Here is a 15,535-nt window from a genome sequence, read left to right as displayed (position 1 = left end):
CTGACTGGAGCCATGTATTAATTTATTTCAAATGAGTGTGTTATGGCTAAACAAAAAATGCGAGCAGAACAGTTCTCTCGAATCTCTGATCTGGAAACTCTACTGGCAGAATTGAATGCTAATCTCGCTGGGGCTAATGAAAAGTATCTTGAAAGCGCATCAGAGCGATTCTCCAAAATCTTCGTAATGGGGCCACTCCGCTCGGGTACCACACTTTTCACACAATGGCTCGCCAACACCGGACTGGTCGCCTATCCAACCAACCTTCTTTCCCGTTTTTTTGGGGCACCTTTGGTCGGCGCAAAAATCCAGCAACTACTAACGGATCCGCGTTACAATTTTCGTAACGAAATTCTGGACTTCAACTCCGACATCGACTTCAGCTCTGAAAACGGAAAAACCAATGGCGCGTTGGCACCTAACGAATTTTGGTATTTCTGGCGCCGATTCTTGCCATTCGATGAACTGGATTACATGCCAGAGGATGAGTTGCGGCAAAAAGCCGACCTGGATGGCTTTAGGAACGAACTGAACGCACTAGCAAATATTTTCGAAAAGCCGTTCGCCATGAAAGCGATGATCATGAACCAGAACATCCCGGAGTTAGCTGAACAGTTCGACAAGCCATTGTTCATCTGGATTCGCCGGGATCCAGTCTACAACATTCAGTCTGCACTGGAAGCCCGAAAGCGCCAGTACGGCGATATTAATACTTGGTATTCATTCAAGATTAAAGAATACCCGTATCTTAAAGACCTGGACCCGCTGGAATCCGTAGCCGCCCAGATTGCTGCCATCAACCGTTCCGTAGAATCGGGCTTGGCCGCTTTGCCAAATCACAAGAAGCTTCTAGTTCAGTACGAGGACTTCTGCCAAAGACCGGAGCATTACTTCAACGAAATCGCCCGCCGGCTGGTTGAGCAGGGTGGCGTGAGTGCGGAGACCGTACCTGAATACTCAGGGCAGATGAGCTTTTCTAATACTAATCGCTGGCGCTCGGAAGAGTATTCTCAGGATGATGCAGAGCGGATGTACAAAGCAGTGAGCGTCGAAAATTGAGACTTCTCCACCTTATAAAAGACGAAAAATTTCCCGACTCGGCCTATGAATTCTTCGAATCTGTAGCTCCTGGGCAGAATACCTTTATGCTGGCGGGAACCTCTGAGCCCATCGTCTACCTGCAGAAAATCGATCCTGTACGTGTTCCTAAATACGCTTTCCGGAGCTCTAAATTCATTAAATCCCTGGATCAATATGATGCCATTATCCTCCATTCTCTCTATGCATTCTCGTTAGAGGTTTTGGCTCGGCTGAACCGCAGGGTGCCTGTGGTCTGGATCGGGTTGGGGTATGACTACTATGACCTGTTGATGTCCAGCCCTCTCGAATTGTTAAAGCCGGAAACCCGCGCGGTTCAAAGCCCGAAAACGTCAAAATTATGGAAAGCGCCTGCACTGCGAATAAACGAAATGCTCGGCAGGGCTCTCTACCCAAATGCCAGCCGAAAGCGGAAGCTGGTGCAGAAAATCGATTTGTTTGCGCCAGTTCTACAAAGTGAATATGTACTTCTGAAACAGGCTTTGGGAGAGAAACCATTTCCGGAGTATGTTCGCTGGAACTACGGGAAAATTGCAGACTTGGTAGACGGTAGGCTGGGCCCTGAATTTGTCACCGGCAAGAATATTCTCGTCGGTAACAGTGCCGACCCTTCCAATAATCAAATAGACGTTTTCCGGATTCTCGCGGAAACAGGGATTCCTGCAGGCTCAACAGTAATCGTGCCTCTTAGTTATGGAGATGCAGATTATCGTAAAAAAGTGATCAAAGAAGGAAAAAGGCTCTTGGGTGATCAGTTCAGGCCAGTGACCGAATTCATGGCATTTGATGAATACATCGAGTTAGTCAGTACTTGCTCAAGCGTAATCATGAACCATATTCGCCAGCAAGCAGCAGGAAACGTCTTCATTATGCTGTACTTGGGCGCAAAGGTTTATCTCGATGCCTCCAACCCTCTTTATAAAGAATTTGAGAACATGGGCCTCAAGATAAGTTCCGTAGATGCACTTTCTGAAGACTGCGAAACGTTGGATCAACCTCTGAAGCCAGCACTTGTAAGCAAACAACAGGAGATTATTAGAGCAACCCGGGGGCGATCAGCGTTTGAAGCGTACACTGAAGACCTTATTGCCGAAGTTGCTAGAGTCAAAAAAGAGAAAAATCCTTAATGTCATTGGGCAAAAAAACCTCTACCGCCGTAATCTGGAGCTTCGGCGAGCAACTCGCCCGGCGCGGCGTCGGCATCATGGTCACGCTGCTGCTTGCTAGATTCCTGGTGCCTGAGGATTTCGGTCTCATGGCGATGATGACGGTGTTCTTGTCCTTGGGGCAATCGCTGATGGATTCGGGCTTCAGGCAGGCGTTAATCAGACTTCCGGAAATCACCGAAACGGACTACGCAACCGCTTTCTTCGCCAACCTCACCCTCGGTGTGATTTCTTATGGCGTTCTTTTTGCCGCGGCGCCAGCAATTGCAGCGTTTTATGAAGAAAGTCGTTTGGTGGACTTGGTTCGTGTTGCATCTTTGGTGATCATCGTAAATTCGTTCCAGGTGATTCAGATTGCCACCCTGAGCCGTGAGTTGAATTTCAAGGCCCAGATGCAGGCGAGTTTACCCGCGAGCATTATCTCAGGAGTGGTTGCGGTTGGGCTTGCCTATTTGAGCTTTGGCGTGTGGGCACTGGTGATTCAATCCCTGTTGGGGGCGGTTATTCACACAGCAATACTGTGGCGGCGGCATGGTTGGCGACCGAAGGCGGCCTGTACTTGGGCCTCTGCGAAGGGAATGTACAATTTTGGTTATAAGCTGTTCCTCTCAGAGAGTCTGGAGACCCTATTTAAAAATATTTACCCCTTAGTGATCGCGAAGTTGTTCAACGCATCGGTCGCGGGGTTGTACTTCTTTGCAGACAGAATTCGCGAATTAGTCGTAACTCAGCTCTTGCATTCGATTCAGGCCGTCACTTTTCCTGCTTTGGCAAAGAAACAGTCGAACAAATTGGAGCTGAAAAGTGCTTATCGACGAGTAATCAGAGTGATCATTGCTCTCTACGTGCCTATGGTAGCAGGATTGATCTTGATTGCGCCCTGGCTCTTTGAGTTGTTGTTTCCTGAAGATTGGTACTCTGCACACCGCTATCTGCAAATAATGAGCCTCGCGGCGCTTCTCTATCCTATACATTCATTGAACCTGAATATTCTCAGGGTGCTGGGGCGCTCGGATATCTTGCTCACTTTGCAGGTTTTCAAGAAAGTGGTGACTACCATTGTGCTGGTTATCACTGCGCAAATCGGGATAGAGGCGGTGCTTTGGGGGCAGGTTGTTCAATCTCTGATCTTTTATTTTCCCAACAAGTACTACTCAGACCGTTTGATAGACTACTCCTTCATTGAGCAGTTAAAAGACATTGGTTTGTTTTACGGAGCTTCAGCCTTGATTTTCACTTTCTCTGTTTGGGTGGTGGCGCAAGTAGAGGTTGATGCATTAGTTAGTCTTGCGCTTGCATGTAGCGTTTTCTCCACTTTGTATATTTTCGTGATTTTAATGTTAGATAAGCCGCTAATTGGTGAGGTGCTCAAAGTTGTTAGAAAAGCATAGAGCACTGTTAAAAAGAATCGAAGCCAACCTAGAGCTGGTTGCCATGAGAGGATTCGAACGCATACGCAGAGCGCACAAACAGAAGGTGCTTGCGAAACTTCGGCAGACAGAGCCAGTGTTTATACTGGGTGTTCAGAAGTCTGGCACTACAGCGATTGCAGCGTTGTTGGCTGAGGCCACGGGGTTGCCCGCTACGCTAGACATAACGCGAGCCATAAACCGACCAGGAGCAAAAATCCTCCGGAGGTACGGTGTAGAAGGTTTCGACGATTTTATTTACCGATACAGGAAAGAATTCTCACGAAAAATTGTCAAAGAGCCGGGGCTGACATTTGATTATGAATGCTTGAGGACGTATTTCCCAAAAGCCCGTTTTGTAATGATTATGCGGGAGCCTAAAGACAATATCCGTAGCATTCTCAATCGACTCAAGGTGCCCGGAAACCTAAAAGAGCTTGATCCGGAAGAATGGCCAGAATTGAAGAGGTCACCGGCTTGGAGAATTAACCTTGACTCTTCCTGGTTGGGGCATTGGCCGGAGTCTTACGTGGACTCGTTGGCCTATCGTTGGAGGCTGTCGGCAGAAACATATTTCAGCCAGCCAGAAGCTTTTATCCTGATCCGTTACGAAGATTTTTTGGCTGACAAAAAAGGTATTGTTGAGGGGTTGGCTCAGAATCTTGGGTTTGGTATAGCCTCGGATGTAGCAGGAAAAGTCGACAACCAATACCAATCTAAAGGAAAGAGGGTGATGGATTATGAGGAATATTATGGAGGTAACATTGCTTGCATTCGGCAGCAATGTGGGGATTTTTCGGAACGTTTAGGGTATTCATCCAGATTGCCGAAAAGCACAAAGTGAAGTATCTCCCTGTAGGGATTGAATACTTTCTGGGTTTAGCATCTTCCGGCATCCTCGAAATGCTCATTTCCGATGGGATGCGACCTGTTTTATGTATGCGCCGGTTTTTGTATTGTCTGTCCCGACTTTTCTGATTCATTGACGCTGAAATTCTTATGCAAATCTACGATGTATTTAATGGTGATGCCGATGGCATCTGTGCTCTGATCCAGCTTCGTCTGGCTGACCCGGTCGAAAGCACTTTAGTCACGGGCGTAAAGCGCGATATAGCTCTAGTTAAACAGCTGCCGGTCTCCAGGCCAATCCGCGTGAACGTGCTGGATGTCAGCCTCGAAAAGAACCGCAAAGAGGTGGATGCGCTTCTTGCTGCCGGTAGCGAGGTGTTTTATGTGGATCACCATTTTCCCGGCGAAAAATTGCCCGATCACCCGCACTTCACTGCGATGATCGATACCCGGCCTACTACTTGCACCAGTTTGTTGATCGATCAGTATTTGCGCGGCCGGTTTCATAATTGGGCGATTGCCGCAGCGTTCGGAGACAATCTTATTTCTGTTGCGGCGGATTTGGCGGCGAAGGCCAGTCTGTCAGAGAAACAGTCCGAGAGTCTTAAGATGCTCGGTGTGTGCATTAATTACAATGGTTATGGTGCGACGGTAGAAGACCTTCACTTCCACCCAGCGGACCTTTATCACGAATTTGTGAAATATGAGGATCCGCTAGATCTCATCGCCGCGGCCCCGTCGGCCTGGCAGAAACTGCGTGACGGCTATGAGGCTGACATGGAGAGTGGGCTGGCTGCGCCGGTGCTTACTGAGAATGAAAGCTCTCTGGTTGTGAAGCTTCCGGATGAGCCGTGGGCCCGCCGTGTGAGTGGTGTGTTGGGCAACGAATTGGCCAACCGTAATCCGGATAAAGCCTGTGCCATCGTTACTGAAAAAGCCGATGGCGGCTATCTGGTGAGTATTCGCGCCCCCTTGAATAACCGTTCCGGGGCCGATGACCTGGCTCGTCGTTTTCCCACCGGTGGTGGGCGCAAGGCCGCCGCTGGAATCAATGATCTGCCTGAAAGCCAGTTGGATGAATTTTTGGATGCAATTGCCGAGTTCTGGAGCTAACCGAGACCTATGACATAGTTTCTTTGGAAAAGCCGACCTATATCAGCTCGAGGCAGCGTCGAATCAAATCATCCACGAGTTCGCGAATGAGCCAAAATTGGAAGGTGTTGGTTGAGTGCGGGTCTAGGCAATGAATGATGATAGCGCGTGAACAGAAGAGCTCAAATGGAGGGTAGTCCGTGAGAGCTTTCATCGAAGCCCTTTTTTGGGTAAATTCCACGGCAATCTATGGTTATTCTATTTTTAGTTTGGGCAGGTGAAGTTGTTTATCTGGCCTCTCTGATTTGACCTTTTTTCAAAGAGGATATCCCCTTGGCAGATAACATCGTCTGGCACAATCACAAGATCATCCGTGCTGAGCGCGCTTCCACCAAAAACCAGAAGCCCTGCCTGCTCTGGTTTACTGGCCTGAGTGGCTCCGGCAAGTCCACGATTGCCAATGCGCTGGATGTGACACTCCACAGTCGCGGTTATCACACCTTCTTGCTGGATGGAGATAACGTTCGCCATGGTCTATGCAAAGACCTCGGCTTTTCCGATGAGGACCGGGTCGAGAATATTCGTCGGATTGGTGAAGTGAGCAAATTGTTCGCAGACGCTGGACTGATCGTTCTCAGCGCTTTTATTTCTCCTTTCACAAGTGACCGCCGTATGGTTCGCAACCTCTTCCCGGCTGGAGAGTTCATTGAAGTGTTTATGGATACACCGATGGAAACCTGCGAGGGGCGGGATCCGAAAGGGTTATATCAGAAAGCTCGCTCTGGAGAGATCAAGCACTTCACCGGGATCGACTCCCCTTATGAGGTACCGGAACAGCCCGAGATTAGGCTGGATACGTCTATCATGTCAGTGGATCAATGTACGGATCGGTTGATCAGTTTTCTTGCAGAGCGTGGCCTGATCTCATAACAGGTTAACAAAAAGGTTCTGCTTCAGGCTCTTATCTGACCCTATTCGCTTTACTTCCCCACTTGGATTCTAATGGACTGGCAAGCCATAACCACCCTCCTTACGTTAGCCTCGGTGCTGGGCTCTCTGGCGTTGACCCGAGTCTCTGCGGATCTGGTCCTCATGGCGGCGCTTGCGTTTCTGTTGATCACAGGCATTTTGAGCCCTACCGAGGCGTTGGCGGGTTTCGCCAATCCTGGTGTGATCACCATTGCGATACTTTACATTGTGGCGGCGGGCCTCAAAGAAACCGGTGCAGTGCAATGGATCGCCCGGAAACTGCTTGGACACCCGAATTCCGAAAAAGTGGCTCAGGCGCGAATGATTGTACCGACGGGTATTCTCAGTAGTTTCATGAACAACACTGCCGTAGTAGCGATGTTCATACCCGGGATTCAGGACTGGGCTCAGAGGCTGGGTATGCCTCCTTCCAAGTTGCTGTTGCCGCTTAGTTACGCCGCCATCCTCGGGGGGACATGTACCCTGATTGGAACCAGCACAAACCTGGTGGTTGACGGCTTGCTGCAAAGTACTCAGGGTATTCACCTTGGGCTTTTTGAGTTGTCGTGGGTTGGCGTACCACTTTTTGTGATTGGTGGCGGATTTCTGGTGCTGTTCGCTTCGCAATTATTGCCGGATCGGGGCGGCGTGTCGGAAGAGCTTGAGCAGGTTCGAGAATACGGCGTTGAGGTCCAGGTGGTTGAGGGTGGTCCCCTGGTGGGGAAAACTGTCGCCGAGGCCGGGCTGCGAGCCCTTGCTTACGGTTACCTTACAGAGATTGACCGGGGCGGGCGGCTGATCACTGCCGTGGAGCCGGACCGGACGCTGCAGGCCAGCGATAAGTTGTATTTTGTGGGTGCGCCGGAAAGTGCCAGTGAATTGAGGCGAATTCAAGGACTTAAGCCCGCGAATGGCAGCGTACACAAGCTGGACATCGCCAATCACCAGCGTTGTCTTGTTGAGGTCGTGTTGGGGCCAGAGTTTCCGGCTCTGGGCAAGACCATCCGCGATAGCCGTTTCCGTACGCGATTCAATGCCGTTATCCTTTCTCTATCCCGCGAAGGGAGGCGGGTGCCGGGCAAGTTGGGGGATCTGACATTTCGGATGGGCGATACACTTCTGCTGGAAGCCAGCCATCAATTTGCCGAGCAGTACCGCTTCCGTCGCGATTTTCTATTAGTCAGCGCCTTGAACGATTCGACTCCACCGGATTTTCGTAAAGCGCCGCTGGCCTTGGCGATCCTCTTTGGCATGGTGGCTCTGAGTGCCAGCGGATTGTTGAAAATCATGGAAGCAGCGTTTTTGGCTGCCGGGGCCATGGTCGTGTCCGGTTGCCTGACCGCCAGTCGCGCTCGGCGAAGTGTGGATCTGCCGGTTCTTGTTGTTATCGCTTCATCCTTTGCTCTGGGTAATGCCATGACCGTTACTGGCGCTGCCCATTGGCTAGCGGGCGGCTTGCTGGGATTTGCGCCGTTGACTCCTTGGCTGGCTCTCGGGTTGGTTTACCTTCTGACGGCTTTGTTTACGGAAGTGATTACCAATAATGCAGCTGCCGTATTGATGTTTCCGATAGCCCTGGCGGTCTCGGAGCAGTTGGGCGTAAATTTCTTGCCTTTTGCAGTTGCTGTTATGTTTGCTGCTTCCGCTTCCTTCGTAACGCCCCTGGGCTATCAGACGAACTTGATGGTGTATGGTCCTGGGCGGTATCAGTTTATGGATTATGTCCGTATTGGGTTGCCGTTGAGTGCACTGGTGGCTTGCGTGGCTATTGGGCTGATTCCATTGGTTTGGAGATTTTGAGAGGGTATCTCGCGCCCAATTCGCTAGCTGGGATACAAACCCGCACTTTTAGCCCAGCTTTTTCGTTGGAGGTACCTTGCTTAAAAAGTGTTTACATGAGTGATTGTAAGCTCTCATATGTTGCATTCTGGTATACTCTTGTCGTTAGTTTTCCGGTCGTTGGAGCTCTTTGGTAAATGCCCCACATTTTGAGAACCTTGGATATCTGTTTTGCGGCGGCTGGCTTGCTTGTCGGGCTCCCGGTTGTGGCTGTCCTTATGTTGGTGGGGTATTGGGACACAGGCTCCCCACTGTTTCGCCAGGAAAGGATTGGAAGGCATAAGAAACCTTTCATTCTGATGAAGTTCCGTACCATGAGGCAGGGCACCGCGTCAGTGGCTTCTCACCTTGCCCCGGAGGCTGCGATCACTTCTTTTGGCGGCTTTCTCCGGAGAACCAAGCTGGATGAGTTGCCCCAACTCTGGAACGTTTTGAAAGGTGAAATGAGTCTGGTCGGTCCGCGCCCGTGCCTGGCCAGCCAAAGTGAATTGATCGAAGCTCGTGACATGTTTGGGGTTTTCGAGTTTGCACCCGGAATTACCGGCTTGGGGCAAGTGAATGGTATTGATATGTCGACGCCGGCTCTTTTAGCCCAAACGGACGCCGAAATGCTGCAGGATCTTACGGTCAGGCGTTATTTTGGGTATTTGCTCATGACGATCACTGGGAAAGGTTCTGGCGATGGTGTTCGTCGTTTTAAGAATTAATCTGTCATAGGGATGATGCGTGCTTAGAGAGCGATTTAACGAAATCAAGTCCGCTATTTTTGACTTGCCGCGTCCTCAGAAGCGGGCCATATCGGTGCTGGCGGATTTCTTGTTTATTTTTGCGTCTCTGTGGGCCGCGTTTGCTCTTCGTTTTGAGAATCCTCTCTGGTTACCTTCCATCGACCAACTGGTTGTTTTTGCTTGTACCGCTCTAACAACCGTTTTTGGCTTTGTAAAGCTGGGTCTTTACCGGGCCGTCATCCGCTATATCAGTGAGAAAGCACTGGTGGTGATCCTTACCGGTATCTTCATCTCGGCGATCGCCCTGATTCTTTACGGTTTTCTGTTTCGTGCGATCGTTCCCCGGTCGGTTCCTGTTATTTATGGTGCGTTTGTATTTACATTGGTTGCGGGCACCCGCTTTGGCTTCCGCACTTTGATTAACCGCCCGCGGGACAAGGCGAAAGGGCGTGTGCTCATCGTCGGTACAGGACCAACCGCCCTGCAATTATCTTCGGCTCTTATCCAGGGGACCGAGTATCGGCCCATGGGCTATGTCTCGCTCGATGGCGGCAATCATAAATCAATGATCGGAGGTATGAAGGTCTATGGCCTGAAGCACATCCGTAAGGCTGTACGCGAGCAGGGCATTCAACGCATCTTCCTTGCTCTTGAGCAGAATGAGTCCCTTGAGCGCCGGGACTTAATAGTGCGCCTGGAGGAGTTGGCGGTTCCTGTTCAGACAGTACCCTCAATGTCAGAATTGGTGGCTGGGCAGGCAAGGATCAATGACATTCGGGATCTGGATGTTGAAGATCTTCTTGGCCGGGAGCCTGTTAAACCAGACACCTCAGTATTGTCTGGAAGCCTTTGTGGCAAGGCAGTGTTGGTGACCGGAGCCGGCGGATCAATCGGCTCTGAGTTATGCCGACAGATTATTCGCTATAGGCCGCGCCTTCTGGTGTTGTTTGAGCAATCCGAATTTTCGCTTTACGCCATTGAGAGGGAGTTGCAGTCCATCAGCCGTGTGGAAGGGCTGAATGTTACGCTCTATCCGATCTTGGGGAGTGTTTGCCACCGGCGGCGGTGTGCGGCCGTCATGAAGGCGTTCGGTGTCGAGGTTATTTATCATGCGGCTGCCTACAAACATGTGCCTTTGGTTGAGCACAATGTTATCGAAGGTGTGCAGAATAACGTCTTCGGAACGTGGCACACTGCAGAGGCCGCCATAGAGGCTGGTGCAGAGCGCTTCGTTTTGGTCAGTACCGACAAGGCTGTTCGCCCGACCAACGTAATGGGGGCCTCCAAGCGCCTTGCTGAACTGATTCTTCAGGGCTTATCAAAACGCCAAAGCAAAACCGTGTTTTCCATGGTGCGTTTTGGAAATGTTCTGGGTTCCTCCGGATCGGTTGTCCCATTGTTCCGAGATCAAATTCGGGATGGCGGACCGGTTACCGTGACTCACCCCGATATTACCCGTTACTTCATGACCATTCCCGAGGCAAGCCAACTGGTTTTGCAGGCTGGCGCAATGGGTCAGGGCGGTGAAGTGTTTGTTCTCGACATGGGCGCGCCAGTGAAGATTGCTGACCTAGCCCGGAAAATGATACGCCTGATGGGCCTGACCGAATGCACAAAGGAAAGCCCGGAAGGAGATGTTGATGTTGTGTATACCGGTCTTCGTCCGGGCGAAAAACTATACGAAGAACTCTTGGTGGGAGACTCGCCGCAAGGTACCTCTCACCCGAGGATAATGATGGCTCATGAGCTTTCGCTTACTTGGGAAGAGCTGAAAAAAATGCTTGAACGTCTGGAGTCCGCGAGTCGCGCATTTGATTGTGAAGCACTGATTGGATTATTGCGAGAAGCTCCACTTGGTTATGATCAGAGCCAGTCTCTGGAAGACTTTGTCTGGCGCGCCTCAAACGGTTCGGGCAAGTCGATTGGATCGGACGCCGATGCTGGCGATAAGGTTCGAGTTTTATACTGAGCTTTTACTGAGCTTTACAGATCGGTGAAAGATCCTCCTTCTCCATTGTGTTAGACTCGTCCGCTTTATCAGAACGAGCGCTCTTCGCCGTCGAGAAAACCTTCGAACCCGAATTTGAGTGGAGTCACGAATGAAGACCCTGTGTGTGTTTGGCACGCGCCCGGAAGCCATCAAAATGGCGCCTTTGGTGAAGGCGCTCGCCAGTGATAGCCGGTTTGAATCCCGGGTTTGTGTAACTGGCCAGCATCGGGAAATGCTGGATCAGGTGCTGGACCTGTTCTCAATCGAGCCGGATTATGATCTCAATATCATGAAGCCCGGTCAGGACCTGACCGACGTTACCTGCTCAATTCTTGGCGGGTTGCGTGAGGTACTGGCTACCGAAAAGCCGGATATCGTGCTCGTTCACGGCGACACGGCGACCACATTTGCCACCTCTTTGGCCGCTTACTACCAGCAGATACCCGTTGGCCATGTCGAAGCCGGGCTGCGTACTGGAAACCTCTATTCACCTTGGCCGGAGGAGGCCAATCGTAAGCTGACTGGTGCTTTGACAGAGCTACATTTTGCGCCAACTGATACGTCGCGCTCTAATCTCTTTCGTGAAGGCGTAAGAGATTGTTCCATTGTTGTCACAGGGAATACCGTGATTGATGCGCTGTTTGATGTAGTTGCAAAAATTGACTCGGAAAAAGGACTGAGAAATAAACTTTCCGCTCAGTTCCCCTTTCTCCGGCCGGATGCCCGCATGATTCTCATTACCGGTCACCGCAGAGAGAGCTTTGGCGGCGGCTTCGAGCGGATTTGTGAGGCGATTGCGCGGGTAGCTAAAGAGAATCCGGATGTCGATTTGTTGTATCCGGTTCACCTTAATCCGAACGTCCGTGAACCGGTCCATAGGCTTTTGGGCACGCTTGAAAATGTACACCTCATTGAGCCTAAAGATTACCTGCCGTTCGTCTATCTGATGAATCGTGCTCACATTATCCTCACTGACTCTGGCGGTATTCAGGAGGAGGCCCCCTCCCTCGGCAAGCCCGTCTTGGTGATGCGCGATACCACTGAGCGCCCGGAAGCCGTCGAGGCTGGTACTGTAAAGTTGGTAGGCACAGATGTGGAGGTTATTGTCGCCGAGATACAGGGCCTCCTAAATGACTCTAATGCCTACGAACTTATGAGCTTTTCTCATAACCCCTACGGCGATGGCAAAGCGTGCTCCCGGATTCTTGAGTCGCTTTACGAGTTTGGCTCCAACTGATCATTTCGAGTTTGAATAGGATTAATATGGAATTTGATACCATCTCCGTTATTGGTCTGGGCTACATTGGCCTACCGACAGCTGCAGTAATCGCTTCACGCCGCAAAAAAGTCATTGGGGTTGATATCAACCAGCACGCGGTAGATACGATTAATCAGGGGGAAATCCATATTGTGGAGCCCGAGCTGGATATCGTCGTTCACGCGGCTGTTAAAGAAGGCTATCTCCGTGCAACCACGAGCGCTGAGCCTGCCGATGCTTTTCTGATTGCGGTGCCGACGCCTTTCAAGGCGGAGAATGGAAACGAGCATACGCCAGACTTGACCTATATCGAGTCGGCAAGTAAGGCGATTGCTCCGGTTCTCAAGAAAGGGGATCTTGTGATTCTTGAGTCCACCTCTCCCGTTGGCGCCACAGAGCAAATGGCGGCTTGGCTTGCCGGAGCTCGACCTGATCTTACCTTCCCTCAATCTCATGGTGAGGACTCCGATATTCGTGTGGCTCATTGCCCGGAACGGGTGCTACCTGGACATGTGGTTCGTGAATTGGTTGAGAATGACCGGGTAATTGGCGGTATGACGCCAAAGTGTTCGAATGCGGCCTCAAGTCTTTACAAGCTGTTTGTGGATGGTGAGTGCATCACCACAACGGCTCGAACCGCTGAAATGGCCAAGTTAACGGAGAACAGTTTCCGAGACGTTAATATTGCGTTTGCCAATGAGCTTTCGATCGTGTGCGATAAGCTCGACATTAATGTCTGGGAACTCATCAAGCTGGCCAATCGTCACCCTCGTGTGAATATCCTCCAGCCCGGTCCGGGTGTCGGGGGGCACTGCATTGCGGTGGATCCTTGGTTTATTGTGAGTGAAACACCAGATGAGGCCAGGCTTATTCGGACTGCCCGTGAGGTGAACGATGGTAAACCAGAATGGGTTCTTGGGAAGGTTCAACAAGCTGTCGGTGAATTCTTGAGCAGCAATCCCGACAAAACAGCTAAAGAAGTGACCATTTCCTGCTTCGGTCTTGCGTTTAAGCCGGACATTGATGATTTAAGGGAGAGCCCAGCTCTCAAGATCGCCAATGCAATTGCACAACAGCATGCTTCCAAAGTATGGGCAGTAGAGCCAAACATCGAGAAATTGCCAGCCTCCGCTTCGTCGGAGTTGGTACTCGTTTCGATGGAGGAAGGAAAACGCTCTGATATCGCAGTCTTATTGGTAGATCATCGAGATTTTAAAGGCCAGGAGTTTACCGCACATCAGGGGCAGATTGTGGTCGATACTAAGGGCCTCTGGGAGCCGATGGTTCTCACCAGGCTGAATTAAGCGTCTGAAGGGACAAGTTAAGGGGCCATGGCATCTCAAAAACACAATAGCTCAGTATTCGGCCAGGTGCGGCATGTAATCGGAAGGGCCCATTGGGCCCTTCGTCGTTTTGTCCGTGACTTTATTCGGTTTTTAGTGGTTTGGGTGCTTCCAGATCGTGTCAGTAGCTCTATTAGGCGGTTTCGGAATCGTCGTCTCATGGAGAGGATTCGTGGAAAGGTTCTCGAAATCTATAACGAGCAGGGACTTGATGCGGCTCTACAGGATATATCTGGCTCTCAAACCAAAAAGCGAGATCGTGAGAAATGCCTTGTTGCGCTTACGCGGTATGCAATGACAGTCAATGTGCTTGATGCGGAGCGGACCGCACGAGCTCTTTGCTTGGAGAGCGAACGGCCGAACATGCGCCAATGGGCTGCACTAGCTACTTGGGATAGTGGAAACATCCGAGTTCCCTACGAGTTGATCGATGCACTTGGTGATCCGGAATTATCAACCTCGGCAGTCGCCGAAAAGATACACCAGATTAGAGGCTCTGGGAAACTTCTTCAAAAGCTACCAGAGATACCTGACGCGAGACCTTCGCCTGCATACCAACCTAATTCCCGGACCATGCTCTACGTAGCATCGAGTTCGCGTCCGTACCATGTTACCGGTTATACCTCACGTACCCATCACATCTTGGGAGCGTTAAAGGCGTCGGGATGGACTACCCATTGTGTTACCCGACAGGGTTATCCGTATGATCGTCCTGATGCCAGGGAAGGGGGTGGGGAACTGACTCGTGAAATTGATGGGATCATCTACGAAAGACTTCCTGGATTTCACCGACGGCAAGTCGACTACGATGAATACTTGATTCGCTCGGCGTGCGCTATTGAAAACGCAGCCAAACAGCTTAAACCGGAAATTATTCAGGCGGCTTCCAACTACGAGGCTGCGCTACCCGCGTTGATTGCATCACGGCGTCTCGGCATTCCGTTCGTGTACGAGGTTCGCGGACTCTGGGAGTATACTGCAGCCTCAAAGAAGCCCGGTTGGGAGCGTACCGAGCGCTTTGAACTGGATCGTAGATTAGAGGAGTTGGTGGCTTCCCATGCCGACCATGTATTCACGCTGACTTCTGCGATGGCGGAGGAGCTGACGAAGCGTGGAACAGACTGTGATCGTATCTCTCTGGCTCCCAATGGAATTGAACCTGACGCCTTCCGCCCACTTGAACGTGATCAACGTATGGCGGCCGATCTGGAGTTGGCCGATGATTCGTTCGTTGTGGGGTATGTCGGTTCTATCGTGGCGTATGAGGGGCTTGATGATCTGATCAAAGCTGTTGAATTGCTTGTATCTGACTTCCCGAACCTGAGATTGGTTGTCGTAGGGGACGGTGACGTACGCGAGGATCTCGAGCATCGGGTCCAGGAAAATAACCTCGGCAAATTTGTGACGTTCACGGGCAAAGTACCGCCTTCGGAAGTGACGAAATATTTCTCCCTGTTCAATGTGATAGCACTTCCTCGAAAGCCCTATCAGGTCTGTCGGTTGGTTTCCCCGTTAAAACCACTCGAAGCCATGGCTATGAACGTCCCTATGGTTGTCTCTGATGTTGAGGCCTTGCGTGAGATGGTTACGGACAAGGTTTCAGCACTGGTTCACAAGGCTGGCGATCCGGAGTCCTTGGCTGACGCGATTCGGCTTCTATTGAGTGACACCGGTCTCGCCGCCAAGCTGGCCCAAAACGCGCGCTCAGAGATGCTGCCGAAAAGAACCTGGAACAACATCGCACAGGAAATGATTCGAGTTCTGGAGCGGATTTCATGAAGAGTAAAATGAATC

The 15,535-nt window shown here is 50.9% G+C and carries 12 protein-coding genes; all 12 read left to right on the top strand.

The window, feature by feature from the left end:
- Nucleotides 1-42: 42 nt before the first annotated feature.
- The 12 genes from KZO34_RS04015 to KZO34_RS03960 all read left to right on the top strand — a co-directional run bounded on the left by KZO34_RS04015 (nt 43) and on the right by KZO34_RS03960 (nt 15,520).
- Nucleotides 43-1,059, top strand: a complete 1,017-nt coding sequence (locus tag KZO34_RS04015; protein WP_219473629.1) for a sulfotransferase — start codon at nt 43-45, stop codon at nt 1,057-1,059.
- Nucleotides 1,056-2,225, top strand: coding sequence for a TDP-N-acetylfucosamine:lipid II N-acetylfucosaminyltransferase family protein (locus KZO34_RS04010; RefSeq protein WP_219473628.1), 1,170 nt, complete (start codon nt 1,056-1,058; stop codon nt 2,223-2,225). The genes KZO34_RS04015 and KZO34_RS04010 overlap by 4 nt, the downstream gene beginning before the upstream one ends.
- Complete coding sequence (locus tag KZO34_RS04005) at nt 2,225-3,655, top strand: lipopolysaccharide biosynthesis protein (RefSeq protein ID WP_219473626.1); 1,431 nt, start codon at nt 2,225-2,227, stop codon at nt 3,653-3,655. Before KZO34_RS04010 ends, KZO34_RS04005 begins: the two co-directional genes overlap by 1 nt.
- Nucleotides 3,639-4,517 carry a sulfotransferase family protein gene (locus tag KZO34_RS04000; protein WP_219473618.1) on the top strand — a complete coding sequence of 293 codons (879 nt, stop codon included), beginning with the start codon at nt 3,639-3,641 and terminating at the stop codon, nt 4,515-4,517. The genes KZO34_RS04005 and KZO34_RS04000 overlap by 17 nt, the downstream gene beginning before the upstream one ends.
- 155 nt (nt 4,518-4,672) lie before the next feature.
- Nucleotides 4,673-5,635, top strand: a complete 963-nt coding sequence (locus KZO34_RS03995; RefSeq protein ID WP_219473616.1) for a DHH family phosphoesterase — start codon at nt 4,673-4,675, stop codon at nt 5,633-5,635.
- Between the two features lie 312 nt (nt 5,636-5,947).
- A complete protein-coding gene (gene cysC, locus KZO34_RS03990; RefSeq protein WP_219473613.1) occupies nt 5,948-6,544 on the top strand; it encodes an adenylyl-sulfate kinase in 597 nt (198 codons plus the stop codon).
- A 72-nt stretch (nt 6,545-6,616) separates the two neighbouring features.
- Nucleotides 6,617-8,383 carry an SLC13 family permease gene (locus tag KZO34_RS03985; RefSeq protein ID WP_219473612.1) on the top strand — a complete coding sequence of 589 codons (1,767 nt, stop codon included), beginning with the start codon at nt 6,617-6,619 and terminating at the stop codon, nt 8,381-8,383.
- Nucleotides 8,384-8,568: 185 nt separating this feature from the next.
- Nucleotides 8,569-9,129 carry a sugar transferase gene (locus tag KZO34_RS03980; protein ID WP_219477151.1) on the top strand — a complete coding sequence of 187 codons (561 nt, stop codon included), beginning with the start codon at nt 8,569-8,571 and terminating at the stop codon, nt 9,127-9,129.
- A gap of 19 nt (nt 9,130-9,148) precedes the next feature.
- Nucleotides 9,149-11,119, top strand: a complete 1,971-nt coding sequence (locus tag KZO34_RS03975) for a polysaccharide biosynthesis protein (RefSeq protein WP_308318767.1) — start codon at nt 9,149-9,151, stop codon at nt 11,117-11,119.
- Between the two features lie 130 nt (nt 11,120-11,249).
- Nucleotides 11,250-12,377, top strand: coding sequence for a non-hydrolyzing UDP-N-acetylglucosamine 2-epimerase (gene wecB / locus KZO34_RS03970; RefSeq protein ID WP_219473609.1), 1,128 nt, complete (start codon nt 11,250-11,252; stop codon nt 12,375-12,377).
- A gap of 26 nt (nt 12,378-12,403) precedes the next feature.
- Nucleotides 12,404-13,702: a UDP-N-acetyl-D-mannosamine dehydrogenase gene (gene wecC / locus KZO34_RS03965; RefSeq protein ID WP_219473608.1), complete on the top strand. Its 1,299-nt coding sequence runs from the start codon at nt 12,404-12,406 to the stop codon at nt 13,700-13,702.
- 198 nt (nt 13,703-13,900) lie between these two features.
- Entirely contained in the window at nt 13,901-15,520 is a 1,620-nt protein-coding gene (locus KZO34_RS03960) for a glycosyltransferase family 4 protein (RefSeq protein WP_219473606.1), read from the top strand.
- Nucleotides 15,521-15,535 lie beyond the last annotated feature (15 nt).

This window comes from Marinobacter sp. F4206, assembly GCF_019392195.1.
Taxonomy (GTDB): Bacteria; Pseudomonadota; Gammaproteobacteria; order Pseudomonadales; family Oleiphilaceae; genus Marinobacter.
This window is presented reverse-complemented; position numbering and strand designations above follow the sequence as displayed.

Excerpts from the sequence above, each read along its gene's own strand:
- KZO34_RS04015 (WP_219473629.1), top strand. The coding sequence starts at position 43 with ATGGCTAAACAAAAAATGCGAGCAGAACAGTTCTCTCGAATCTCTGAT.
- KZO34_RS04005 (WP_219473626.1), top strand. The coding sequence starts at position 2,225 with ATGTCATTGGGCAAAAAAACCTCTACCGCCGTAATCTGGAGCTTCGGC.
- KZO34_RS03995 (WP_219473616.1), top strand. The coding sequence starts at position 4,673 with ATGCAAATCTACGATGTATTTAATGGTGATGCCGATGGCATCTGTGCT.
- KZO34_RS03985 (WP_219473612.1), top strand. The coding sequence starts at position 6,617 with ATGGACTGGCAAGCCATAACCACCCTCCTTACGTTAGCCTCGGTGCTG.
- wecB (WP_219473609.1), top strand. The coding sequence starts at position 11,250 with ATGAAGACCCTGTGTGTGTTTGGCACGCGCCCGGAAGCCATCAAAATG.
- wecC (WP_219473608.1), top strand. The coding sequence starts at position 12,404 with ATGGAATTTGATACCATCTCCGTTATTGGTCTGGGCTACATTGGCCTA.
- KZO34_RS03960 (WP_219473606.1), top strand. The coding sequence starts at position 13,901 with ATGGAGAGGATTCGTGGAAAGGTTCTCGAAATCTATAACGAGCAGGGA.